This window comes from Saccharopolyspora soli (assembly GCF_022678645.1).
GTDB classification, from domain to species: Bacteria; Actinomycetota; Actinomycetes; order Mycobacteriales; family Pseudonocardiaceae; genus Saccharopolyspora; species Saccharopolyspora soli.
This window is the reverse complement of record NZ_JALBWV010000069.1, coordinates 21373-43531: the sequence shown is the minus strand read 5'-3', so window position 1 is coordinate 43531 and position 22159 is coordinate 21373. Positions and strand designations below refer to the sequence as shown.

Sequence of the window (22159 nt, the reverse complement as noted above, 5' to 3'; positions counted from 1 at the left end):
CGCCCACCGGCGGGCTGGGCCTCGGCGTGGACCGCCTGATCATGCTGCTGACCGGCGGCTCGATCCGGGAGTCGCTGGCCTTCCCGCTGGTCAGGCCGGATCTTTCCGGTCGTCGATGAGTCGTTTCGCCAGCCTTGTGCCGCCAGGCCAGCTCGATCAGCTCGGCCACGGTCGAGATCCAGCCACAGTCGATGCGGCGAGATCGGTCATCGGCCCTCCGGTGGTTGCGCGAGCAGGCGATCGTAGCCGCGCAGGTCGACAACTGACGCCCGGCGGCGGCACCGGAAGTTCGGCGCTGCTTCCCCCGATCGCAGGTGTTTACCTGCGGAAATGATGGCCCGGCGGTCAGTGCTGGCCCGGTGGTGGGTGGTCGGCGGCGAAGTTCTCGGCGGCGAAGGCCAGCAGGTACGGCAGGCCGACGCGCGCGGTCCGCCAGGTGTGCCATTCGCCCGGCTCGATGCGGACCGCGACGTTCGCGCCGTGCGCGGCCAGCTGGTCGGCGAGCCGGTAGGCGAGGTCGACGTCGGAGTGCGCGATGACCCCGGCGTGCAGCATCACTGCCAGCGGCTGGACCAGCGGCAGCGTCGGCAGGTACTCGCGCGGCGTGTTGGCCCGCAGCAGGTCCGGGTGTCCGGCGAGCAGGTCGGTGCCGGGATCGTCGTAGGGCTCGCTGGCCAGGATCACCGAGTAGCTGTTCTGGTTGCGCAGCCCCAGGTTCAGCGCGCAGAACGCGCCGCCGCTCATCCCGCCGATCGACCGGTCACCCCGGTCGGGGAGCGTGCGGAACCTGGCGTCGATCTCCCGCGGCACGGTCGTGGTCAGGTACGACTCCAGCTGCGGGCCGCCGGGCACGTTCAGACATTCCCAGTCGGTTCCGGTGCCCGCGGTGGCGTCCACGGCGACGACGATCATCGGCGGCGCGGCGTGCGCGTCCGCCAGCGCTTGGAGGGTCTGCGCCGCGCCGCCGGGACCGAGCCAGTCGTCCGGGCCGCCGCTCGGGTAGCCGTGCACCAGGTAAACCACCGGATACCGCTCGGCCGCGTGCGCCGGATCGTCGTAGCCGGGCGGCAGCAGCACGCGGGTGCGGCCGGTCGGCACGCCCAGTCGCGGATCGGGCAGCGACACGTCGACCACCCGCACCCCGCCGGGTACCGGGCTCGGCACTGCCTGGGCCGGTTCGGCGTCGCCGTTGCCGCCGCTGGTCAGCAGCAGCAACCGGCCGAGGTCGTCGAGCGAGCGCACGTAGCCGACGAAGCTGTTGACCCCGGCGGCGCAGGTCAGCACCGCCAGCAGGACTGGGACGACGAATGCGATCCGACGTGGTCGCCACCGCCTGATGGCCAGGATCGCGCCGATGGTCAGTATTGCGAGCACCGCCGCCAGTACCACCGACTCCAGCGGGCTGCGCCCGCCCGCCTGCTCGGTGACCGAAGTCGGCAGCTGCGGACCCGAACCTATGCCAGTCGTTAACGCCACGCGCACGCAAGTGATTATTGCCCATCCGGCGGATTCTCCGGCGCACCTGGCTACTTCGGTCGTATCGCGTGGTTTTCGGTTTCGTGCCTGGAGAATCCCGGTACGCTTGCGGGTGTCCACTTCGGTCGGTGTCGGATTTCTGGGAGGTTGCCGGAAATGCGGTGGATCGCCGCGTTCTGCGCGGACCTCTCACTCGTCGACTGGTGGCCGGTGCGGGCGCTCCTGCTGGCGGCCGCCGTGTTGGCGGCGGTAGTGCTGGTGTGGCGGTTCCGCGACCGCGCGCTGCGGCTCGTGCTGATCCCGCTCGTCGTGGTCCTGCTCACTGTGAACGCGCTGGTCGGGGTGAACGCGTACTTCGGCTACTACCTGACGATCAGCCAGGCACTCGGGATGGACGGTGAGGACCGGGGCTCGCTGGCGATGCTCAACGCGCGTACCACGCGGCCAGCTTCCGGCGTCGTGGTCGACGTCGAGATACCCGGCCGCACCTCGGGATTTCAGGCACGCCCGGCCGACGTGTACCTGCCGCCTGCGTGGTTCGCCCACCCTCGACCGAGGCTACCCGTGATCGTCCTGCTGCACGGCACCCCCGGCAGTCCAGCCGACTGGCTCGACGGTGGCCAGGCGCAGCAGACCGCCGACCAATGGGCAGCCGAGCACGGTGGGGTGGCGCCGATCGTGGTCATGCCCGATGTCAACGGCGACACCTTCGGTGACACCGAATGCGTCGACAGCGCCCGCGGCAATGCGGAGACCTACCTGACCGCCGACGTTCCCCAGTTCGTGCGCGCCAGGTTCCTCACCCGCGGAGCCGGGCAGGACTGGGCGGTGGCCGGTCTCAGCGAGGGCGGCAGCTGCGCGATCATGCTCGCGCTGCGCCACCCCGATGTGTTCGGGACCTTCGCCGACTTCGGCGGCCTGCTCGGCCCGCGCGACGGCGACAGCAACGACGCGACCGGCACGGCGACTGCGTTGTTCGGCGGCTCGCAGCAGAACTTCGACGCCCACGAACCGGCCTGGCTGCTGACGCACGGCAAATTTCGCGATCTCCACGGGTTCTTCGCGGTGGGAGACGACGACCCCGAACCGCGAGCCGCCGTGCAGCAGCTCGCGGGGCTGTCGCGCAGAGCCGGGATCGACACCGACGTGGTGGTCGTTCCCGGTGGCGGGCACACCTTCGACGTCTGGCGCGCGGCCTTCGCCAGCTCCCTGCCGTGGATCGCGCGGTGGATCGGGCCGGGTTCGGGCTGATCGCGCGGCCCTAGGAACGGCGTTCCATGACGCGCCCAGGACCCTCACGCAGATCGACTTTCAGGACATTGCCGACAGTTGGCCGGTTCTGCACCCACGGCGAAATACCTCGTCTTAATTCACAATGAGGAGAAAATCAGCGAATTTTCTCTCGATCGGTTCTTGTGTAGGTTTCACGTTTGGGCAGGTCATCTGCGGTTTGGCGATGACCATCACTCGGGAGGTTCTCCCGGAAGAGGGAATTTTCGCGGTACTGTGCTCGCACTGACCGACACCTGACCAGGAGGAGCCGGTATGTTCCGCAAAGTCCTTGTCGCCAATCGCGGCGAGATTGCGATTCGCGCGTTCCGCGCCGCCTACGAGCTGGGCGCGGGCACGGTCGCAGTGTTCCCGCACGAAGACCGCAACTCGTTGCACCGCCTGAAAGCCGACGAGTCGTACGAGATCGGCGAACCTGGTCACCCGGTCCGCGCGTACCTGTCCGTCGAGGAGATCATCAAGGCCGCCCGCCAGGCTGGCGCCGACGCGGTCTACCCCGGCTACGGGTTCCTCTCGGAGAACCCCGAACTGGCACGGGCCTGCCAGGAAGCCGGGATCACCTTCGTCGGCCCCAACCACGACATCCTGCAGATGACCGGCAACAAGGCGACCGCGGTCGCCGCCGCCCGCCAGGCCGGGGTGCCGGTGCTGGACTCCTCGGCGCCGTCCCGCGATATCGATGAACTGCTGGCCGCCGCCGAGAACATGACGTTCCCGGTGTTCGTCAAGGCCGTCGCCGGTGGTGGCGGGCGCGGCATGCGCCGGGTGGACGCGCCGCCAGCGCTGCGGGAGGCGCTGGAAGCGGCGATGCGCGAGGCCGAATCGGCCTTCGGTGACCCGACGGTCTTCCTGGAACGGGCGGTGGTCAACCCGCGGCACATCGAGGTGCAGATCCTCGCCGACGCCGCGGGCAACGTGATCCACCTCTACGAGCGGGACTGCTCTGTGCAGCGCCGCCACCAGAAGGTCATCGAGATCGCCCCGGCGCCCAACCTGGACCCGCAGCTGCGCGAGCGGATCTGCGCCGACGCGGTCGCCTTCGCCCGCAAGATCGGCTACGTCAACGCGGGCACCGTGGAGTTCCTGGTCGACGAGCAGGGCCGCCACGTGTTCATCGAGATGAACCCGCGCATCCAGGTCGAGCACACGGTCACCGAGGAGGTCACCGACGCCGACCTCGTGCAGTCGCAGCTGCGCATCGCGGCCGGTGAGACGCTGGAAGACCTCGGCATGACGCAGGACGCGATCCGGTTGCGCGGCGCGGCCCTGCAATGCCGGATCACCACCGAGGACCCGGCCAACGGGTTCCGCCCGGACACCGGCATGATCAGCGCCTACCGCTCGCCGGGCGGCGCGGGCATCCGGCTGGACGGCGGTACCGCGTTCGCCGGTACCAGCGTCAGCGCGCACTTCGACTCGATGCTGGTGAAGCTGTCCTGCCGGGGCCGCGACTTCGCCACCGCGGTCGCGCGGGCGCGCCGCGCGGTAGCCGAGTTCCGGATCCGCGGTGTGTCCACGAACATCCCGTTCCTGCAGGCAGTGCTGGACGACGCGGACTTCGCCGCGGGCAAGGTGACCACCTCGTTCATCGACGAGCGACCGCACCTGCTCACCGCCCGGCACTCCGCCGACCGCGGCACCCGCCTGCTGAACTACCTCGCCGACGTGACGGTCAACCGGCCCAACGGCGAGCGCCCGACCACGCCGGACCCGGTGCACAAGCTGCCCGAACTCGACCTGTCCACGCCGCCCGCCGCGGGCTCCAAGCAGCGGCTCACCGAGCTCGGCCCGGAGGGTTTCGCCCGCTGGCTGCGGGAATCCAACACCGTCGGGGTCACCGACACCACGTTCCGGGACGCGCACCAGTCGCTGCTGGCGACCCGAGTGCGCAGCCGGGACCTGCTCGCGGTCGCGCCCCACGTGGCGCGGATGATGCCGGAACTGCTGTCCGTGGAGTGCTGGGGCGGCGCGACCTACGACGTGGCACTGCGCTTCCTGGCCGAGGATCCCTGGGAGCGGTTGGAGAAGCTGCGCGACGCGATCCCCAACATCTGCCTGCAGATGCTGCTGCGCGGTCGCAACACCGTCGGCTACACGCCTTATCCGACCGAGGTGACCGAGCACTTCGTGCAGGAGGCCACCGACACGGGCATCGACATCTTCCGCATCTTCGACGCGCTCAACGACGTCGAGCAGATGCGCCCGGCCATCGAAGCGGTGCGCAGCACCGGAAGATCGATCGCCGAGGTGTCGCTGTGCTACACGGCTGACCTGTCCAACCCGGCTGAGCAGGTGTACACACTGGACTACTACCTGCGACTGGCCGAGCAGATCGTGGACGCCGGTGCGCACGTGCTGGCCGTCAAGGACATGGCCGGGCTGCTGCGCCCACCGGCCGCGGCGAAGCTGGTTTCCGCACTGCGCGAGGAATTCGACCTGCCGGTGCACCTGCACACCCACGACACGCCGGGCGGTCAGCTGGCCACCTACCTGGCGGCCATCCAGTCCGGTGTGGACGCGGTGGATGCCGCGACGGCGTCGATGGCCGGTACCACCTCGCAGCCCGCGCTGTCGTCGGTGGTGGCCGCCACCGACTACACCGAGCGGACCACCGGTCTCGACCTGCAAGCGGTGTGCGATCTGGAGCCGTACTGGGGGTCGGTGCGCAAGGTCTACCAGCCGTTCGAGGCGGGGCTGGCCGCGCCGACCGGGCGGGTCTACAAGCACGAGATCCCCGGCGGCCAGTTGTCGAACCTGCGCACCCAGGCGGTGGCGCTCGGGTTGGGGGACAAGTTCGAGGAGATCGAGGCGATGTACGCGGCGGCCGACCGGATCCTCGGTCGGCTGGTCAAGGTGACGCCGTCGTCGAAGGTGGTCGGTGACCTGGCGTTGCACCTGGTGGGCTCCGGGGTGGACCCGGCCGACTTCGAGGCCGACCCGCGCAAGTTCGACATCCCGGACTCGGTGATCGGGTTCCTGCAGGGCGAGCTCGGTGAACCGCCAGCGGGCTGGCCGGAGCCGTTCCGGACCCGCGCGCTGGAGGGGCGCACCACGGTGCGCACGGTCGCGGAACTGTCCGAAGAGGACCGTGCCGGACTGGCGGCGGACCGCCGGGGCACCCTGAACCGGTTGATGTTCGCCAAGCCGACCAAGGAGTTCACCGAGCACCGCGAGGCGTTCGGCGACACTTCGCTGTTGCGCAGCAAGGACTTCTTCTACGGGCTGCGACCGGGCGAGGAGTACTCGGTGGACCTGGAGCCGGGCGTGCGGCTGCTCATCGGCCTGGAGGCGATCAGCGAGCCGGACGAGCGCGGCATCCGCACCGTGATGGCGGTGCTGAACGGGCAGCTGCGGCCGATCCAGGTGCGCGACCGGTCGGTGGCCACCAACCTGCCGGTCGCGGAGAAGGCCGACCGGTCGAACCCGGGGCACGTGCCCGCGCCGTTCGCCGGTGTGGTGACGCTGTCGGTCAGCGAGGGCGACGTGGTGGAGGTCGGCCAAACCATCGCCACCATCGAGGCGATGAAGATGGAAGCCGCGATCACCGCGCCGCAGAGCGGCCAGGTCAAGCGGGTGGCCATCGGCGGAGTCCAACAGGTCGAAGGCGGCGACCTCCTCCTGGAACTCGCCTGACCCGCTGCTGAAGCGGGCCGTCCCACCGGGCGGCCCGCCTCAGCGCTGTGCGGGCGGCGACGCCGTTGTTCACCTGTCGTAGAGCTCCTCGCGTGTCCACGTCGGCGTGGAGCCGCCGCGGCTCGCCGCTTCGCTCGTTGCTTCTAGCGCCTCCTGCTTGGCTTCTCGATAGCGAAGCTTCGCCGCGGTGAGCTTCTTGAGCTGGACCGTGATCAGGCCGCTGATCGAGATACCTTCCTCTTCTGCCAGCACATCTGCTGGATTACTTTCTCGTCCAACTGAATGGTGATGTTGCGCTTGGTCATGACCACAGGCTGCAACGCGGAACACCCGACTTCCGCGGCTTCGTCACGCTTGCACACCATCAGGTGGTTTGGGCAACCGGGGGCGTGGGGTCGGCGTGTTCGGGGTGTTGGCGGGACTTGCCCGTCGCGTGAGATGCCGGGGGTTGGCATGCGGAAGTCGTTGGTGCGGGCGGCGTTGGCCGTTGTGTTCGCTGCGGGCTTGGTGGCGGCCGGCGGTTCGGCGTCGGCGCAGTCCGGGACGGGTGTTCGGGACGTGGACTGGCGCAACGCGCAGTTCACCGTGCCGCCGGTCGGGCCTTGTCCGGAGCAGGCCGTGTCGTTCACCGATGGGGCTGCGCTGGTCGGGAACTCGGTGTACCGATTCACGCCCGATCGGGAGGTCGGCTACGCGGACGTCACCGGCGAAGGCGTCGAGGACGCGTTGATCCTGGTGGAGTGCGGGCCCCGCGATTCGGAGTACTCCCGGGCGCTGATCGCCATGACGACCAGCCCGGACGGCGCCGCGATCCGGCCGCTGGGCACGGTGGTCAGCCCGCCGGTGTGGACGCAGGTGCCGACCGAGTTCACGGTGTGGCACGGCGACATCGCGCTGTTCATCGAAGACTTCGATACCGGCCAGCACTGGACCGAGTACTACCGCTGGGCGCAGTCCGCCCAAGCGTTCGTCCGCATCGACGGCCAGTGACCGAACGGTCGTGAGTGCGGAACCGTTCTCCAGCCCGGTTGCGCACTCACGACCCCATTCAGGTGAGGAGTTCCCGTCACGCTGTGGTGGCGCAGAGTGCTTGCGGTGTAACAGGGTGCGGTTCGGTCCAGCCCGGTTGCGCGTTGCGCGCTAGTACCCGGCTTGGGTCCAGGTGGTGAGGATCGTTTTGAGCTCTTCGCGTTGTTGGGGGGTTAGCGTTCCGGCTGGTGGGCGGACCGTTGGTTGGCAGATTCCTTTTTGGGCCAGGGCTTCTTTGACCACCGCGACGTTGTAGGCCGAGGCGTCCACCGCTCGGAGCTTTTCGAATGGGGCGATCAGGGACCAGAGCTCCCGTACCTTGGCCGCGTCGCCAGCGCGCAGGGCGGCGAGGTAGTCCAGCGACAGGCTCGGCGCGACGTTGACCACGCCGGAGGTGAAGCCCGTCGCGCCGACCGCCCAGAACGACGGGGCCCAACGCTCGGCCAGGCCGCAGGCCCAGATCACGCGGTCCTCGCCGACGGTCAGGCAGGTCTCCGCGAACCGCACCGGGTCCGGCACCGCGTACTTGATGCCCACCACGTTCGGGCAGGCGTCGAACAGTTCGGTCAGGGCGGCCGCGTCCACTCGGGAATCCTTGACGTACAAGACGAATCCGAGCGACGGCGCAGCCCTGGCGATCTCCCGGTTGTACGCCACCCAGCTCGCCACGGACTGGTGCGGATGCACCGGCTGGTGCAGCATCGTCAGCGGGGCGCCGAGCCGTTGCACGGCTGCCGCCATGTCCTTGGCGGTCGCGATGTCGTAGCCGACGCCGGGCATGACCACCGATTCACCGGCGGCTTTCGCGGTGACCTCGTTGGCCCGTTCCCACTCGGCGCGCGAGAGCGCGTAGAACTCGCTGGTGTTGCCGTTCGGCGTGATCACCGGAACGCCAGCCTCAGCCATCCGGCCGACCAGCGCTTCGTACCCGGCCCAGTCGGGCGCGCCCGCTTCGTCGAACGGCGTCACGGTGATCGCGGTGACGCCGCGCAGCGCCTGCACAACCTCGTCGTTCATCGCGTTGCTCCCCATTCACTCGATGACGGACCTGTCCTTGGTTCTTGTTCCGCGTGGCCGTTCGGCTGGCGGAGAGGGCGATTTCGCGCGAAATCGGCGCAGGCCCCCGCCGGAAGCCGCGGTCTTGCGCGACCCCCGGACCCACCTCAGTGGATCGCCGGTTCCGGGGCACCGCCCGAACCGGACAGGAAATCGAAATCGCAGCCCTTGTCCGCCTGCGTGATGTGCTTGCCGAACAACTTTCCGTAGCCGCGGGTGAACACCGGCTCCGGTTGCTTCCACTCCGCGCGGCGGCGCTCCAGCTCGTCGGCCGGGACGTGCAGGTCCAGGCGTCGGCCGGGCACGTCGAGTTCGATCAGGTCGCCGTCGCGCACCAGCGCCAGCGGACCACCGGCGAACGACTCCGGGGCGACGTGCAGCACGCAGGTGCCGTAGCTGGTCCCGCTCATCCGGGCGTCGGAGATCCGCACCATGTCCGCGACCCCCTTCTGCAGCAGGCGTTTCGGGATCGGCAGCATGCCCCACTCCGGCATGCCCGGACCGCCCAGCGGACCCGCGCCGCGCAGCACCAGCACGGTGTTCTCGTCCACGTCGAGGTCTTCAGCGTCGATCCGCGCGTCCATGTCGTCGTAGTCGTCGAAGACCAGCGCACGCCCCTTGTGCTGCAACAGGTGCGGACTCGCCGCGGTCGTCTTGATCACGCAGCCGTCGGGGGCGAGGCTGCCTCGCAGCACCGCGAGCCCGCCCTGCTCGGAGAGCGGGTTGTCCCGGCGGCGGATCACGTCGGGATCGTGGATCTCCGCGCCTTCGACGTTCTCGCCGAGCGTTCGGCCGTTGACGGTCAGCGCTTCGCGGTGCAGCAGCTCGCCGAGCTCGGCCATCAGCCCGCGCAGCCCACCGGCGTCGTAGAAGTCCTCCATCAGGTACTCGCCGGACGGGCGGATGTTGGCCAGCACCGGCACCTTCCGGGAGGCGTCGTCGAAGGTCTCCAGCGGCAGCTCCACTTCGGCCCGGCCAGCCATCGCCACCAGGTGGATCACCGAGTTCGTGGAACCGCCCATCGCCATCACCACCGCGATCGCGTTCTCGAACGCCTCGCGGGTCAGCACTTCGCTCGGCCGCAGGTCGTCCCAGACCATCTCGACGATGTGCCGCCCGGTGGCCACCGCCAGCTGCGGGTGGTTGGAGAAGGCGGCCGGGATCGACGATCCGCCGGAGAGGGTGAGGCCGAGGGCTTCGGCCGCGGCGGTCATGGTGGAGGCGGTGCCCATCGTCATGCAGTGGCCGGGGGAGCGGGCGATGCCGTCCTCGATCTCGCCCCACTCCTTGTCTCCGATGGTCCCGGCTCGCCGCTGCGCCCAGTACTTCCAGGTGTCCGAGCCGCTGCCCAGCGTGGTGCCCTTCCAGCGGCCCTTGAGCATCGGCCCGGCGGGCAGGAAGATCGATGGCAGATCGACGCTGGTCGCGCCCATGATCAGACCGGGGGTGGTCTTGTCGCAGCCGCCCATCAGCACGCAGCCGTCGATCGGGTAGGAGCGCAGCAGCTCCTCGGTCTCCATCGCGAGCATGTTCCGGTAGAGCATGGTGGTCGGCTTCTGGAACGGCTCGGACAGCGACATGGCGGGCAGTTCCAGCGGGAACCCACCGGCCTGCCACACGCCGCGCTTGACGTCCTCGGCGCGCTGCCGGAAGTGGGTGTGGCACGGGTTGATGTCGCTCCACGTGTTGACGATGCCGATGACCGGCTTGCCCGCGTAGTCCTGGGCGTCGAAACCCATCTGCTTGGCGCGGGACTTGTGCCCGAAGGAACGCAGGTTGTCCACGCCGAACCAGCGGTGGCTGCGCAGCTGCTCGGCGGTGAGCCGGGTGCGGGACATGGTCGGTGGGTCCTTTCGGAGGAATGGAGCGATCGACGGTATGGTATATGATATCTCACGCCGTGGCCAGGGATATCCGCGCGACACGGCGCCACCACACGAAGGGCGACTCATGGCCGAAAGTTCCCCGCTGTCCGAAGAAGCCCGGCGAGCGCTGCGCCGCGCCAGCACCGCGACCCTGACCACGCAGTTGCTGGCGCGCGGCCTGCGCAACACCTTCCTGCACGGTGTGCTGCCGCTGAATCCGTTGCAGGAGAACATGGTCGGGGAGGCGTTCACGCTGCGCTACATCCCCGCTCGCGAAGATCTCGACGTGCTGTCGGTGTTCCAGGACTACGACCACCCCCAGCGGCGTGCGGTGGAATCCGTGCAGCCGGGCCAGGTTCTGGTCATCGATGCGCGTGGGAAGCAGCGCGCCGCGTCGCTGGGCCACATCCTGGGCACCCGCCTGCTGCACCGCGGCTGCACCGGCGTGGTCACCGATGGTTCGGTCCGCGACTCCGCCGGGTTCAGCACGCTCGACCTGCCCACCTTCGCGGCGAGCCCCTCTGCGAACACCAACCTGATCCAGCACCACGCGGTCGACATGCAACTTCCGATCGCCTGCGGCGAGGTCGCGGTGTACCCGGGTGACGTGATGGTGGGTGATCGGGACGGGGTGGTCTGCATCCCGCGCCACCTGGTCGACGATGTAGCCGCGGCAGCCGCCGAGCAGGAGCGCCTGGAGGAGTTCGTCTTGTCCAAAGTGGACTCCGGTGCGCCGTTGCGCGGCACCTACCCGCCCGATGAGGCGACCCGCGCGGAGTACCAGCGCTGGGTCGCATCCCGCGAATCATGAGTCCGGCACCGGGCGGGCACTCCTCGCGGACGCCGCCCACCCGGTGCACCGAGGTGATCCGAGATCGTGCAGGAGGCATGTTGTGGGAGTTCCGGCTGAGCGTGTGCGGCGGCTGATCGTCGACGTCCTCACCGCGTGGGGCATGGACGCCGATCTGGCCGAGACCACCGCCGAGGTCATGGTGGACACCGACCTGGCTGGCATCGATTCGCACGGTGTGTCGATGCTGATGACCTACGAGAATTTCCGCGCGCAGGGCCGCATCGACCTGCGGGCGCGGCCCGTCGTGGTGCGGGAGGGCGCGGCATCCGCGCTCGTCGACGCCAATCGCGGGATCGGCCACCCGGCCAGCCAGTTCGCCATGCGGATGGCTATCGACAAGGCGCGGGCGAGTTCGGTCGGCGTGGTGTCGGTGGTCAACTCGCACCACTTCGGGGCGGCCGGGTACTACGCGGAAATGGCCGCGAAGCAGGGCATGCTCGGGCTGGTCACCAGCTCGGCGAACCTGTCCTGCGCGGCGCCGACCGGTTCGGTGGTGCCCCGGCTGGCCACCAACCCGATCGCGTTCGCCGCGCCAGCCCGGCGGAATCCGAACTTCCTGCTGGACATGGCCACCACGACCGTCGCGGTCAACAAGGTCAAGGTCTACGACTACCACCGGAAACCGCTGCCCACCGGCTGGGTCGTCGACGATGCCGGGCTGCCGGTGGCGGACGCGGCGAAAGCCCTCGACCTGATCAGGGAGAGCGATGTCGGTGCGCTGACCCCGCTGGGCGGCACGCCGGAAATGGCCAACCACAAGGGCTACGGGCTGAGCATGATGGCGCACATCCTGGCGGCGACGCTGTGCGGTGGCGCGTTCCCGGCGATCCAGGAGCGGGACGACCCGGATGGCCCGCACAACATCGGGCACTTCTTCCTGGCCCTGGATCCGGCGGCGTTCCGCGCCGCGGGTTCGTTCGAGGACGACCTCGACGACGCCATCGACGTCCTGCACGAAACCCCGCCGCTCGACCCGGCACAACCGGTGCTGGTAGCCGGAGACCCGCAGGCGAAGGCGCGGGAGGAACGCGGCCGCGACGGAATCCCGATGCCGGACACCCTGCTGGCGCAGCTGCGCGGCGTCGCCGAACGAGCCGGAGTCGAGTTCGCGCTCGCGCCGTAGCGCGCTCCCGACACTCGGTTCCGGTCGTTGCCGCGCGTTTCGCTCAGTACCTGTCTCTCTTCTTGTTTTGAAGCGCCGCAGTTAGCCCACCCTCGCAACTCGCACCGCCGCGGGTTCACGGTGCCCACCCCTCTGGGGTTCTCCCCGCGAGGACAGCCCCGACGCCGCGTATTTGACATACATAAGTCGGGGATCCCGGAGTCGAGAAAGCCTCTGAGGTTCCGCCACCCGCACCGCAATGCAAAACGAGTTCGACACAGGTCGTTCACGTTTCTAGGAAGTCGGCGAGGCGGGTGTCTGCGGTTAGCACGTCCGGGTCGGTGTGGACGTCGATGACGCTCGGGCGGTTCTCGCGCAACGCCGCGCGGATCGCGGGTTCCAGCTCCGCGCGGGTGGCGACGGTGAAACCGGCTGCGCCGAGTCCTCGCGCCCAGCCCGCGAAGTCCACCGCGCCGATCGACACCGCCGCCAGCTGCCGCTGGCTTTTCGCCTGGTGCAGGGCGATGGTGCCGTACAGGCCGTTCTGGAAGACCACCACGACCACCGGTGCCCGGTGCCGGATGGCGGTCTCGACCTCCTGGCCGGTCATCAGCGCGCCGCCATCGCCGACCATCGCGATCACGGTCCGCTCGGGCGAGGAGAGCTTGGCTGCGACGGCGGACGGCACCCCGTACCCCATCGCGCCGTTGCAGGGCCCGAGTTGCGTGCGCGGTTCGGTGAAGCACCAGTAGCGGTGCACGAATCCCGAGAAGTTCCCGGCATCGTTGGTGACGACGGCGTCCGCGGGCGCGAGCTGCCGCAGCGCCCGCACCACGTCGGTCGGGTGCACCCCCGCCCCGGACCCGGTCTCCGGCGGGGTCATGAACTCACGCACCGCCGCGTTGGCCAGCGACCAGTCGCGCCGTCGCGCTGGGGCTCCCGCGCGCAGTTCGCGCAGCACCCGCGGCACCTGGCTGCGGACCTGCACGATTTCCTGGCCGGGCAGCGGGAACCGGAACCCCTGGCTGGTGACTTCGTCCAGCCGCATGCCGAGCACCAGCACCAGGTCGGCGCGCTCCAACGCCTTGAGCTGGTCGCCGGGCACGCCGAGGCCGAGGTGCCCGGCGTACTGCGGGTGGTCTTCGGGGAAGGAGTCCTGCCTGCGGAACCCGTTGTAGACGGCCAATCCCAACGCTTCTGCCGCGGCGATCAGCTCGCTGCGCGACTCGGCGTCGCGGGCTCCGGAGATCGCCACCGGCGCATCGGCCGCACCGACGCGCTCCGCGAGCTCGGCGATGTCCGGGAGTTCGTCGTCGGATTCCTGGCGGGGTACCGGGAGCGGGTCGGTGAACGGCTCGTCCCAGAAGTCGCTGGGCACCGAGACGATGGCCGGGCCGGGGCGTCGCCCGGTCGCCCGCGCGAGGGCTTCCGCGACCAGGGCGGGGACTTCGGTCGCCGTGCGGGCCTGGGCCGACCAGGTGGCCAGCGGGGCGAACAGCGCGGCGAGGTCGACTTCCTGGAAGCTCTCCCGGCCCAGCTTGCCCGACGGCACCTGGCCGAGCAGCACCAACATCGGCGTCTCGTCCTGGTACGCCGTGTGCACCCCGATCGACAGGTTGGTCGCACCGGGACCCCGGCTGCCCATCGCCACCGCGGGCACGCCGTGCAGCTTGCCGTCCGCTTCGGCCATGAACGAGGCACCGCCTTCGTGCCGCGTCGACACCAGGGTCAACTCCGGTTCGGCGGTGAAGGCGTCGAGCAGCCCGAGGAATGACTCGCCGGGCACGGTGTAGCCGCGCCGAACTCCGGCGTCGGCGAGCACGCGGGTCACGGCCTGGGCGACGGTGCGCTGCATGTTCCTCACTCCCTCACGCTGGTTGGTATATGATACACCGATCGACGAATCGTGCGTCGTTGTCGCAGGCGGCCAGCCGGGTTCGACGAGGCTGATATATCATCGTGGGCGTGTCCCAGCAGCTGGCCGGTAGTTCATCCCGATTGCGTCCCCTGAGCGGGCCCGCCAGTCGTACCGATCTGGTGGCGGACTCGATCCGCAACGCGATCCTGGCCGGTGAGCTGAAGCCCGGTGAGACGCTGGTCGAGCGCCGCCTCTCGGAGCTGCTCGGGGTGTCGAAGACACCGGTGCGCGAGGCGCTGATCAGCATGGCGCACACCGGATTGGTGACGGTGGTGCCGAACAAGGGGATCACCGTCCGCCGCCTCACCCTCGAAGACGTCCGCAAGGTGTACCAGGTGCGGCTGCTGCTGGAGCCTTGGGCGGCGATGACGTCCACCGGCTCGGGTTCGCCCGAACTGCTCAAGCAGGCCCAGGATGCGCTCAACGATGCGGCCGGACTGCTCAGCTCCGGCCACAACAACGAGCTGAGCATGGCCAACCGCCGGTTCCACCGGGCGCTGTACTCCGGCTGCGGCAACGACCTGGTGGTCGCGCAACTCGACGGGCTGCAGGACCTCACCGCGCTGGGCGTGGTCAACCTGCTGTGGAACCGGTGGCCGACCTGGCGCGAGGAGTTCGTCGAGCACGCCGAGATCCTCGCGGCCGTCAACGACGGCAACGCCGAAGAAGCCGAACGCCTGGTCCGAGCGCACATCCAGCAATCCCTGACCAACCTGGCCACCGCGGAGCAGCGGGAGTCGCAGTCCTCCTGACGCGACGGAGGCAGTCGTGGCGGTGACTGGGAGCTTGCCAGCGAATTCGCGCGAAACCGGCACCGCTGCTCACGAGAAGTGCCGATTTCGCGCGAAATCACCAGGTCCGCCACCCAATCGGAATGTCAGGGCTTGGCGAACATCGGTTGTTGTTCGTCCAGCGGCTTGACCTTCACCGCGAAGGCGTAGATCCCGGCGCCCAGCACGCACATCGCCCCGGCGAACGCCAGCGGCCAGACGTAGGCGAACTGGCCCGTGCCGAGCAGGAACCCGATCACGATCGGACCGATGATGCCGCCGAGCTGGGAACCGAAGTTCTGCACTCCGGTCAGCGAAGCGACGTTGCGCGGGGTCGGCGCCACGTCGGCCGGTAGCGACAGCAGAGCCCCGGTCGAGATCGCCGCGCTGCAGTACGACACGGTGAGGAACACCAACGCTGCCACCGGGTTGGGCGCGATCGCGGCTAACGCGATCGTGGACGCCCCGAGCATCCCGATCACCAGCGGGATCTTGCGGGCCAGCGCCAGCCGGGTGCCGCGTCGCACCAACCAGTCGGAGAACAGCCCGCCGAGCCAGTTGGCCACCATCGCGGCCAGCCCCGGGATCGCGCCGTAGAGACCGAGCTCCAGCAGCGAGAAGCCCTGCTGGTTCACCAGGAAGTCCGGGTACCAGGTGATGAAGAAGTAGATGATCACGCCCCGGCAGGTGTACCCGGCGACCAGCGCCCACGTGGTGGAGTAGCGGAACAGGTGCCGCCACTTCATCGGCTGCTTGCCGCCGTCTTCGAGCTCCTTCTCCTCGGTGCGCCCACCGCCCTGCTCGATGTAGTCCACTTCGGCCTGGTTGGCCCACTTGTGCTTGCGCGGCGAGCGGTAGACCAACAGCCACACCGCGACCCAGACCAGTCCGATGGCGCCGGTGATCACGAACGAGCCGCGCCAGCCCGCCAGCGCGATCAGCAGGGTCACCAGCGGAACCGACAGCGCGCTGCCGAACTCCGAACCGGTGTCGAAGATGGACGATGCGAAGGCACGTTCCTTGCGCGGGAACCATTCCGAGACAACTCGGGCGTTCGCCGACTGCACCGGCGCCTCGCCGATGCCCAGCGCCAGTCGGCAGCCGATGACTCCGGTGAAACCGCGCGCCAGCGCGGTCGCGGCGGTGCCGATCGACCACCAGACCACCGCGATCGCGTAGAGCACGCGCGGGCCGAACCGGTCCACGAGCCACCCGCCGGGCAGTTGGCAGATCGCGTAGGTCCAGAAGAACGACGACAACATCACGCCCTTGAGCTCGTTGGAGAACTGGAGCTCTTCCTGCATGAAGTCGCTGGCGACGCTGAGGTTCGCGCGGTCGATGTAGGCGATGGCCGTGGCCAGCGCTACCAGGATGACCATCAACCAGCGAATTTGACTCCGCCGCTGCCGCTTGTCCGCTGTGGACGTCGGCTGCGCGACGGCCGAGGGTTCTTGCACGCAATCACCTCGTTGTGTGCCGCATGATATCTCATACACCAAACTAGGTGACCTCAATTACGGGGGTCAAGGGGTGTTGATCAGGGGCTATCAAAAAGATTTGGTGACCGTGCGTTGGGGACCCGTCTACATAGAACACTCGTACGTGTGACACCGTTCGGGCCGCGGGGGGTGTGACACACGAGGAGTAATGGATGCGCTCCAGGACGATATCCACGCTGGCGGTGGCTGCCCTGGCCGCCGGAGGCGCGTTGGTCGGGACGGTGACCGCGCAGGCCACCGGTGGCAGCCCCAGCCCGTGCGAGGCCGCGGCCAAGGCGTGCGTCAGCCTGTCCACCAAGCAGGCGTGGCTGCAGGAAGACGGCCGCACCACCTACGGACCGGTGCCGATCACCAGCGGCAAGCAGGGGTGGGAAACGCCGACCGGGGTGTTCCACGTGCAGTGGAAGGACGCCGACCACCGCAGCGCGGAGTTCAACAACGCCCCGATGCCGAACTCGGTGTTCTTCACCAAGACCGGCGTCGCCTTCCACGAGGGCAGCCTGCAGGACCAGTCCCACGGCTGCGTCCACCTGTCCACGACCGCCGCGAAGCGCTTCTTCGACACGCTGCAATCCGGCGACGAAGTCCAGGTACTCCCCTGACCGCCGCCGAACCGCGCCCCACCCCGGCGCGAGCCGCGCGTTCCTGGTTCGGGTGAGAGGTGAAGGGCACCTTCTACCAACTAACTTTGGTAAAGGGTGCCCTTCACCTCGCCCTCATCGGGTGAAGTGGGGTTCGCGTCAGGCGGTTTTGAGGACGGTGAGGTGTTGGGTGGCTCGGCTGAGGGCGACGTAGAGGGCTCGGCGGCCGGTGCTGGACTCGGTGGCCAGGTCCTTGGGATCGACCACCGCCACCGCGTCGTACTCCATGCCCTTGGCCTCCAGGCTGCCGACCACGCGCAGCCGGTCGGCGTCCACGGCCGACAGCCACTCCCGGACCTCTTCGCGGCGGGCCATCGTGGTGATCACGCCGACCGTGCCTTCGGCCGCCGCCACGAGTTCGGCCGCTGCCGAGCGGGTCGCCTGCGGCAGCTCGTCGGCGGACACCTCGCGGACCGCCGGGTTGATGCCGGTGGCGCGCACCGCGATCGGCAGGTCGTCAGCCGGGACCAGGTCCCGGACCGCGTCGGCCGCGAGGGCGAAGATCTCCGCCGAGTTGCGGTAGTTGGTGCGCAGCGTGAACCGGCGGTGCGTGCGTTGCGAGCTCAACGCCTCCTGCCGCGCCGCGGCGGCCTCCGCCGGGTCGGGCCACGACGACTGCACCGGATCGCCCACGATCGTCCAGCTCGCGTGCCGCCCGCGCCGCCCCACCATGCGCCACTGCATCGGCGAAAGGTCCTGCGACTCGTCGACCACGACGTGCGCGTACTCGTCGTAGTTGGCCGACCGGCGCGGCTGGTCGGCATCCGCCTCGACCCGACGGGGCTTCGGCGGGGCACCGGCCAGCACCCGCAGCTCGTCGATCAGCGCGATGTCGGCGACCGTCCACTCGGTCACCTCGGTCCACGACTTGGCCAGCAGGTCGACCTCCTCGGCCGACAGCAACCGGCGCGCCGCGCGGGACAGCCGCGCCGGATCGGACAGCCAGCGCAACACCTGCATCGGGTACAGCGGCGGCCACCAGGCGACCAGGAACCGGTGGAACTCGATGCGCTCGCCGATCTCGGTGATCAGCTGCTCGCGGTTCGGCTGGAAGTCCGCGTCGGCGGCCTGATTCGCCTGCTGCCACAGGGCCTCCAGCAACGCGTCGGCGGCACGCATCCGGGACCGGTTCGGCTGGCCGCCCTTGCCGTGCAGCAGGCGGCGGATCCGCTTCAGGTCGTCGGCTTCCAGCTTCAACACCGTGCCGCGGTAGAACATCCGCAGCTGCTGCGGGGCGTCCGGCGGCGGCAACCGCAGCGCCCGCCGCAGCACCTTGACCATCCGCGAGGAGCCCTTGACCTCGGCGGTTCGCGGATCGTCGATCCGGGCCGTGCTGATGCCGTCCAGCACCTCGCCGAGCGCCCGCAACTCGACGTTGTGCTCACCCATCGACGGCAGCACTCGGGAGATGTAGGACATGAACACCGGCGACGGCCCCACCACCAGCACCCCCGGACCGCCGAGCCGCCGCTGCTCCCGGTACAGCAGGTAGGCGGCGCGGTGCAGCGCCACCGCGGTCTTGCCGGTGCCAGGACCCCCGGTTATTTCGGTGACCCCGCCCTCGGGCGCCCGGATCGCCTCGTCCTGCTCCTTCTGGATGGTGGCAACGATGTTGCGCATCGAGTCGCCGCGGGAGCGGGTCAGCGCCGCCATCAACGCGCCGTCGCCGATCACCCGCATGTCCCGCGGCGCCCGATCCGGGTCCAGCAGGTCGTCGGAGACGTCGACGACCTGCTCGCGGGACGAGCGGATCACCCGGCGCCGCACCACGTCCAGCGGCTGCTCGGGGGTGGCCTGGTAGAACGCCGCCGCCAGCGGGGCTCGCCAATCCACCAGCAGGTTGTCGAACTGCGGGTCGCGGATGCCCAACCGGCCGATGTGCACGGCCTCGCCGCTGGCGAAGTCCAGGCGGCCGAACACCAGTCCTTCGGATTCCGCGTTCAGCGCCTGCAGCGTCCGGTTCGCGTGGTAGAGCATCACGTCGCGCTCGTTCAGCGCTTCGGGCGTGGCCTCCCGGCCGTACTCGTAGCTCTTGTCGCGCATCGCCTCGGCATCGGCGCGCAATTCTTCGAGCCGGGCGTACACCCGATCGACGTGCTCCTGCTCGATCGCGATCTCGGTCTGCTTGATGGACGCTTCGGACACCTGTGTCTTTCTCCCCGTCTGGCGCAGTGGGCAGACCAGTCAGCCTACGACTCGTGCCGATGCCTCGTTGCCGCTCCCACGAGCTAAGAAGCCGGGTGCCCACAGGTAAACTGCGGCAAATCGGCGGCGTTCGCCCAACCCGCGAACCACTCGCCGACGGCCGGTGCGCGACGATGGTCGGGTGACGCGGATCGTGGCCGGAAGTGTGGGCGGGCGGCGCATCGAGGTGCCCCCGCGAGGCACCAGACCCACCTCGGAACGAGTGCGGGAAGCCCTGTTCAGCGCGCTGGAATCGGCCACCGAGCTCGCCGGGGCGCGGGTGTTGGACCTCTACGGCGGATCCGGGGCGCTCGGCCTCGAGGCGCTGTCCCGGGGTGCGGCGCACGCGACGTTCGTCGAGGCCGATCGGCGCGCGGCCCAACTGCTGCGCCGCAATGCCGCTGCGCTGGGATTCCGCGACGTCCAGGTGCAGCAGGCGAAGGCCGAGACGCTGCTCAGCACGCCGGTGGCGCAGCCCTTCGACGTGGTGCTGGCCGACCCGCCCTACGACCTCGCGGCCGAACAGCTGCACCGCGTGCTGGCCGCGCTGGCCCCGAACGGCTGGATCGCGCCGGGCAGCCTGGTGATCGTCGAGCGCGCGGTGCGCAGCGGCGAGCCGGAGTGGCCGCCACCGCTGCGAGCGCTGCGCACCAAGCGGTACGGCGACACCGCTGTGCACTGGGCCGTGCACGATCGGTGAGCCACGCCACGTCGTCGTGGGGCTTCGCCGTGGCTGCTGCTAACGTGCCTGCTCATGAGGCGTGCCGTTTGTCCAGGCTCCTACGACCCCGTGACGAATGGTCATCTGGACATCATCGAGCGAGCGTCGAAGCTGTTCGACGAGGTCGTCGTCGCGGTGCTGATCAACAAGAACAAGAAGAGCCTGTTCAGCGTTGAAGAGCGGCTGGAAATGCTGCGCGAGGTCACCGCGGCTTGGCCGAACGTGCGCATCGACTCGTGGCACGGCCTGCTCGTGGACTACTGCAAGGAACACGGCATCGGCGCGATCGTCAAGGGCCTGCGTGCGGTCAGCGACTTCGACTACGAGTTGCAGATGGCGCAGATGAACCAGCAGCTGTCCGGGGTGGAGACGATGTTCATGTCCACCAACCCGCTGTACAGCTTCCTGGCAAGCTCGTTGGTCAAGGAGGTCGCCACCTACGGCGGCGACGTGTCGAACCTGCTGCCACCGAAGATCGAGCAGCGCCTCCGCGAGCGGTTGGCCGAGCGGAACTGACCTGCTACGCCATCCGGCGTAGCCCGACTCCCACGATCGTGGGGCGTGACCTTTCCGGTTCACGCCAGCTTCAGTGCGTGATCACGTCGTCACATTAGCGTGCTCGACCATGAAGCTGATCACGTCGAAAACAGTGCAGATCCTGTTGGCCAGCCTGCTCGCGGTAGTGGGCCTGGTCGGCTTCCAAGCGAGCGCCTGGTCCGTCGCACCGGCGACCGCGGTCGCCCAGGCACCGTGCGGGGACACCTCGGGCTTCGAGCAGGTGAACCTCTCGGAGCTGCCGCCGGAGGCCACCGACACGGTGGAACTGATCCAGCAGGGCGGCCCGTACCCGTACCCGCAGGACGGCCAGGTCTTCCAGAACCGGGAAGGCATCCTGCCGGACTGCGAGGAGGGCTACTACCACGAGTACACAGTGGAGACCCCCGGCAGCGACGACCGCGGCGCCCGCCGCTTCGTCGTGGGCGACGGAGGCGAGTACTTCTACACCCAAGACCACTACGAAACCTTCAGCCTCACCAATATTGGTGCCTGAGCTGCCCGGCTCGTCTTGCGTGGCGGTGCGGATAGTCGGAAGCCTTCTCGACCCTGGGATCCCTGACGAGGCTCGCGTTCGGAGCGCCCGTGCTGCGCTTGGGGTGCTTGCTGGATGAAGCAATGACTGCGTTCCTGATCGGCATCTGCGGTAGCGCGGGTGCCGATCGGCGTCTTGACACGCGGATGCCGGATTTCCCGCGCCGTGCTGCTCCGCGCGGGCAGACTGGTGGCGGAACGACCCACGATCACCGTTTGCGGGTGTTCTGACATTCTTGCTGCTGCGGCGGCTACGACGGCAGGGAGATCAAGGTGTACCGGGTGTTCGAGGCGCTCGACGAGCTGGTCACGATCGTCGAGGAAGCGCGTGGTGTACCCATGACCTCGGGGTGCGTGGTGCCCCGTGGCGACGTGCTGGAGCTGCTCGACGACGTGCGGGACGCGCTTCCGCAGGAACTCGACGACGCCCAGGACGTGCTCGACCACCGCGACGACGTGGTCTCCACGGCCGAGGCGCACGCCGACAAGTCGGTCACCGACGCCCGCAACGAGGCCGACCGCACGATCGCCGCGGCTCGCGCCGAGGCTGAACAGCTGCTCGCCGAGGCTCGCGAGCAGGCCGACGAACTGCTGGCCGAGGCGCGCGCGCAGGCCGAGCAGACGGTGACCAACGGCCGCCGCGAGTACGAGGACTACGTCGGCAGCGCCCAGTCCGAGGCCGACCGCATGGTGCAGGCCGGTCGGGCCGCCTACGAGCAGTCGGTGCACGAGGGCAAGGCCGAACAGGCACGGCTGGTCGCCGACACGGAGGTGGTGGTGGCTGCGAAGGCCGAGGCCAAGCGCGTCGTCGACGAGGCCAACGACGACGCCGAAAGGCTGCGCAGCGAGTGCGACGCCTACGTGGACGCCCGGCTTGCCGACTTCGAAGACTTGCTAAGCCGCACGCTGCGCACGGTGGGCAAGGGCCGCCAGCAGCTGCGCAGCCCGATGGGTGCGCCCTTCGACTACGAGGAGTGGAACCCGGCAGGACCTGGCGTTTCGCAAAACGGGGGCGGTGGGGGCCGCTAAGGAA

General features: G+C 69.2%; 19 protein-coding genes. 12 read left to right on the top strand and 7 right to left on the bottom strand.

Annotated features, from left to right (window positions below; all coding sequences use genetic code 11):
* Window positions 1-119, top strand: a 119-nt coding sequence (locus MOQ72_RS45830) for an amino acid--tRNA ligase-related protein (protein WP_372495619.1), incomplete at its 5' end; no start/stop codon positions are given.
* A gap of 226 nt (window positions 120-345) precedes the next feature.
* On the opposite strand, the gene MOQ72_RS36135 is transcribed toward MOQ72_RS45830, so the two are convergent.
* The gene (locus MOQ72_RS36135; RefSeq protein ID WP_242190333.1) at window positions 346-1482 is read right to left on the bottom strand and encodes an alpha/beta hydrolase; all 1137 of its coding nucleotides are present in this window, start codon (window positions 1480-1482) and stop codon (window positions 346-348) included.
* Window positions 1483-1632: 150 nt separating this feature from the next.
* On the opposite strand from MOQ72_RS36135, the gene MOQ72_RS36130 reads away from it, so the two are divergent.
* Together MOQ72_RS36130 and MOQ72_RS36125 are read left to right on the top strand one after the other, a co-directional pair.
* The gene (locus tag MOQ72_RS36130; protein ID WP_242190332.1) at window positions 1633-2727 is read left to right on the top strand and encodes an alpha/beta hydrolase; all 1095 of its coding nucleotides are present in this window, start codon (window positions 1633-1635) and stop codon (window positions 2725-2727) included.
* Window positions 2728-3021: 294 nt separating this feature from the next.
* Window positions 3022-6399, top strand: a complete 3378-nt coding sequence (locus MOQ72_RS36125) for a pyruvate carboxylase (RefSeq protein WP_242190331.1) — start codon at window positions 3022-3024, stop codon at window positions 6397-6399.
* A gap of 69 nt (window positions 6400-6468) precedes the next feature.
* On the opposite strand, the gene MOQ72_RS36120 is transcribed toward MOQ72_RS36125, so the two are convergent.
* Window positions 6469-6729: a hypothetical protein gene (locus tag MOQ72_RS36120; protein WP_242190330.1), complete on the bottom strand. Its 261-nt coding sequence runs from the start codon at window positions 6727-6729 to the stop codon at window positions 6469-6471.
* Between the two features lie 123 nt (window positions 6730-6852).
* On the opposite strand from MOQ72_RS36120, the gene MOQ72_RS36115 reads away from it, so the two are divergent.
* A complete protein-coding gene (locus MOQ72_RS36115; RefSeq protein ID WP_242190329.1) occupies window positions 6853-7389 on the top strand; it encodes a hypothetical protein in 537 nt (178 codons plus the stop codon).
* 150 nt (window positions 7390-7539) lie between these two features.
* Here the strand turns inward: MOQ72_RS36115 and MOQ72_RS36110 are convergent, their stop codons facing one another.
* Complete coding sequence (locus tag MOQ72_RS36110; RefSeq protein WP_242190328.1) at window positions 7540-8445, bottom strand: dihydrodipicolinate synthase family protein; 906 nt, start codon at window positions 8443-8445, stop codon at window positions 7540-7542.
* A 146-nt stretch (window positions 8446-8591) separates the two neighbouring features.
* Window positions 8592-10322, bottom strand: coding sequence for an L-arabinonate dehydratase (araD, locus tag MOQ72_RS36105; RefSeq protein WP_242190327.1), 1731 nt, complete (start codon window positions 10320-10322; stop codon window positions 8592-8594).
* A 112-nt stretch (window positions 10323-10434) separates the two neighbouring features.
* Between araD and MOQ72_RS36100 the strand changes: the two genes are divergently transcribed.
* The gene (locus tag MOQ72_RS36100) at window positions 10435-11160 is read left to right on the top strand and encodes a ribonuclease activity regulator RraA (protein ID WP_242190326.1); all 726 of its coding nucleotides are present in this window, start codon (window positions 10435-10437) and stop codon (window positions 11158-11160) included.
* 82 nt (window positions 11161-11242) lie between these two features.
* Window positions 11243-12325, top strand: coding sequence for an Ldh family oxidoreductase (locus MOQ72_RS36095; protein WP_242190325.1), 1083 nt, complete (start codon window positions 11243-11245; stop codon window positions 12323-12325).
* A gap of 265 nt (window positions 12326-12590) precedes the next feature.
* Here MOQ72_RS36095 and MOQ72_RS36090 read toward each other — a convergent pair whose 3' ends face one another.
* Entirely contained in the window at window positions 12591-14159 is a 1569-nt protein-coding gene (locus MOQ72_RS36090) for a thiamine pyrophosphate-dependent enzyme (protein ID WP_242190324.1), read from the bottom strand.
* 110 nt (window positions 14160-14269) lie between these two features.
* On the opposite strand from MOQ72_RS36090, the gene MOQ72_RS44835 reads away from it, so the two are divergent.
* Window positions 14270-14974 (top strand): GntR family transcriptional regulator, encoded by a 705-nt coding sequence (locus MOQ72_RS44835; RefSeq protein WP_308198042.1) that lies wholly within the window; start codon window positions 14270-14272, stop codon window positions 14972-14974.
* 125 nt (window positions 14975-15099) lie between these two features.
* Here MOQ72_RS44835 and MOQ72_RS36075 read toward each other — a convergent pair whose 3' ends face one another.
* Window positions 15100-16449 (bottom strand): MFS transporter, encoded by a 1350-nt coding sequence (locus MOQ72_RS36075; RefSeq protein ID WP_242190323.1) that lies wholly within the window; start codon window positions 16447-16449, stop codon window positions 15100-15102.
* A 194-nt stretch (window positions 16450-16643) separates the two neighbouring features.
* On the opposite strand from MOQ72_RS36075, the gene MOQ72_RS36070 reads away from it, so the two are divergent.
* Window positions 16644-17093: a L,D-transpeptidase gene (locus MOQ72_RS36070; protein ID WP_242190322.1), complete on the top strand. Its 450-nt coding sequence runs from the start codon at window positions 16644-16646 to the stop codon at window positions 17091-17093.
* 138 nt (window positions 17094-17231) lie between these two features.
* On the opposite strand, the gene MOQ72_RS36065 is transcribed toward MOQ72_RS36070, so the two are convergent.
* Window positions 17232-19277: a HelD family protein gene (locus tag MOQ72_RS36065; RefSeq protein ID WP_242190321.1), complete on the bottom strand. Its 2046-nt coding sequence runs from the start codon at window positions 19275-19277 to the stop codon at window positions 17232-17234.
* A gap of 181 nt (window positions 19278-19458) precedes the next feature.
* On the opposite strand from MOQ72_RS36065, the gene rsmD reads away from it, so the two are divergent.
* The 4 genes from rsmD to MOQ72_RS36045 all read left to right on the top strand — a co-directional run bounded on the left by rsmD (window position 19459) and on the right by MOQ72_RS36045 (window position 22155).
* A complete protein-coding gene (gene rsmD / locus MOQ72_RS36060) occupies window positions 19459-20016 on the top strand; it encodes a 16S rRNA (guanine(966)-N(2))-methyltransferase RsmD (RefSeq protein WP_242190320.1) in 558 nt (185 codons plus the stop codon).
* Window positions 20017-20070: 54 nt separating this feature from the next.
* On the top strand, window positions 20071-20553 hold the full coding sequence (gene coaD, locus MOQ72_RS36055) for a pantetheine-phosphate adenylyltransferase (protein WP_242190319.1): 483 nt from the start codon (window positions 20071-20073) through the stop codon (window positions 20551-20553).
* A gap of 109 nt (window positions 20554-20662) precedes the next feature.
* Window positions 20663-21088, top strand: a complete 426-nt coding sequence (locus MOQ72_RS36050) for a guanyl-specific ribonuclease (protein WP_242190318.1) — start codon at window positions 20663-20665, stop codon at window positions 21086-21088.
* A gap of 311 nt (window positions 21089-21399) precedes the next feature.
* Window positions 21400-22155, top strand: coding sequence for a DivIVA domain-containing protein (locus MOQ72_RS36045; RefSeq protein ID WP_242190317.1), 756 nt, complete (start codon window positions 21400-21402; stop codon window positions 22153-22155).
* Window positions 22156-22159: the final 4 nt, after the last annotated feature.

Excerpts from the sequence above, each read along its gene's own strand:
- MOQ72_RS36110 (WP_242190328.1), bottom strand. The coding sequence starts at position 8,445 with ATGAACGACGAGGTTGTGCAGGCGCTGCGCGGCGTCACCGCGATCACC.
- araD (WP_242190327.1), bottom strand. The coding sequence starts at position 10,322 with ATGTCCCGCACCCGGCTCACCGCCGAGCAGCTGCGCAGCCACCGCTGG.
- coaD (WP_242190319.1), top strand. The coding sequence starts at position 20,071 with ATGAGGCGTGCCGTTTGTCCAGGCTCCTACGACCCCGTGACGAATGGT.
- MOQ72_RS36090 (WP_242190324.1), bottom strand. The coding sequence starts at position 14,159 with ATGCAGCGCACCGTCGCCCAGGCCGTGACCCGCGTGCTCGCCGACGCC.
- MOQ72_RS36125 (WP_242190331.1), top strand. The coding sequence starts at position 3,022 with ATGTTCCGCAAAGTCCTTGTCGCCAATCGCGGCGAGATTGCGATTCGC.
- MOQ72_RS36100 (WP_242190326.1), top strand. The coding sequence starts at position 10,435 with ATGGCCGAAAGTTCCCCGCTGTCCGAAGAAGCCCGGCGAGCGCTGCGC.
- MOQ72_RS36115 (WP_242190329.1), top strand. The coding sequence starts at position 6,853 with ATGCGGAAGTCGTTGGTGCGGGCGGCGTTGGCCGTTGTGTTCGCTGCG.
- MOQ72_RS36050 (WP_242190318.1), top strand. The coding sequence starts at position 20,663 with ATGAAGCTGATCACGTCGAAAACAGTGCAGATCCTGTTGGCCAGCCTG.
- MOQ72_RS36070 (WP_242190322.1), top strand. The coding sequence starts at position 16,644 with ATGCGCTCCAGGACGATATCCACGCTGGCGGTGGCTGCCCTGGCCGCC.
- MOQ72_RS36130 (WP_242190332.1), top strand. The coding sequence starts at position 1,633 with ATGCGGTGGATCGCCGCGTTCTGCGCGGACCTCTCACTCGTCGACTGG.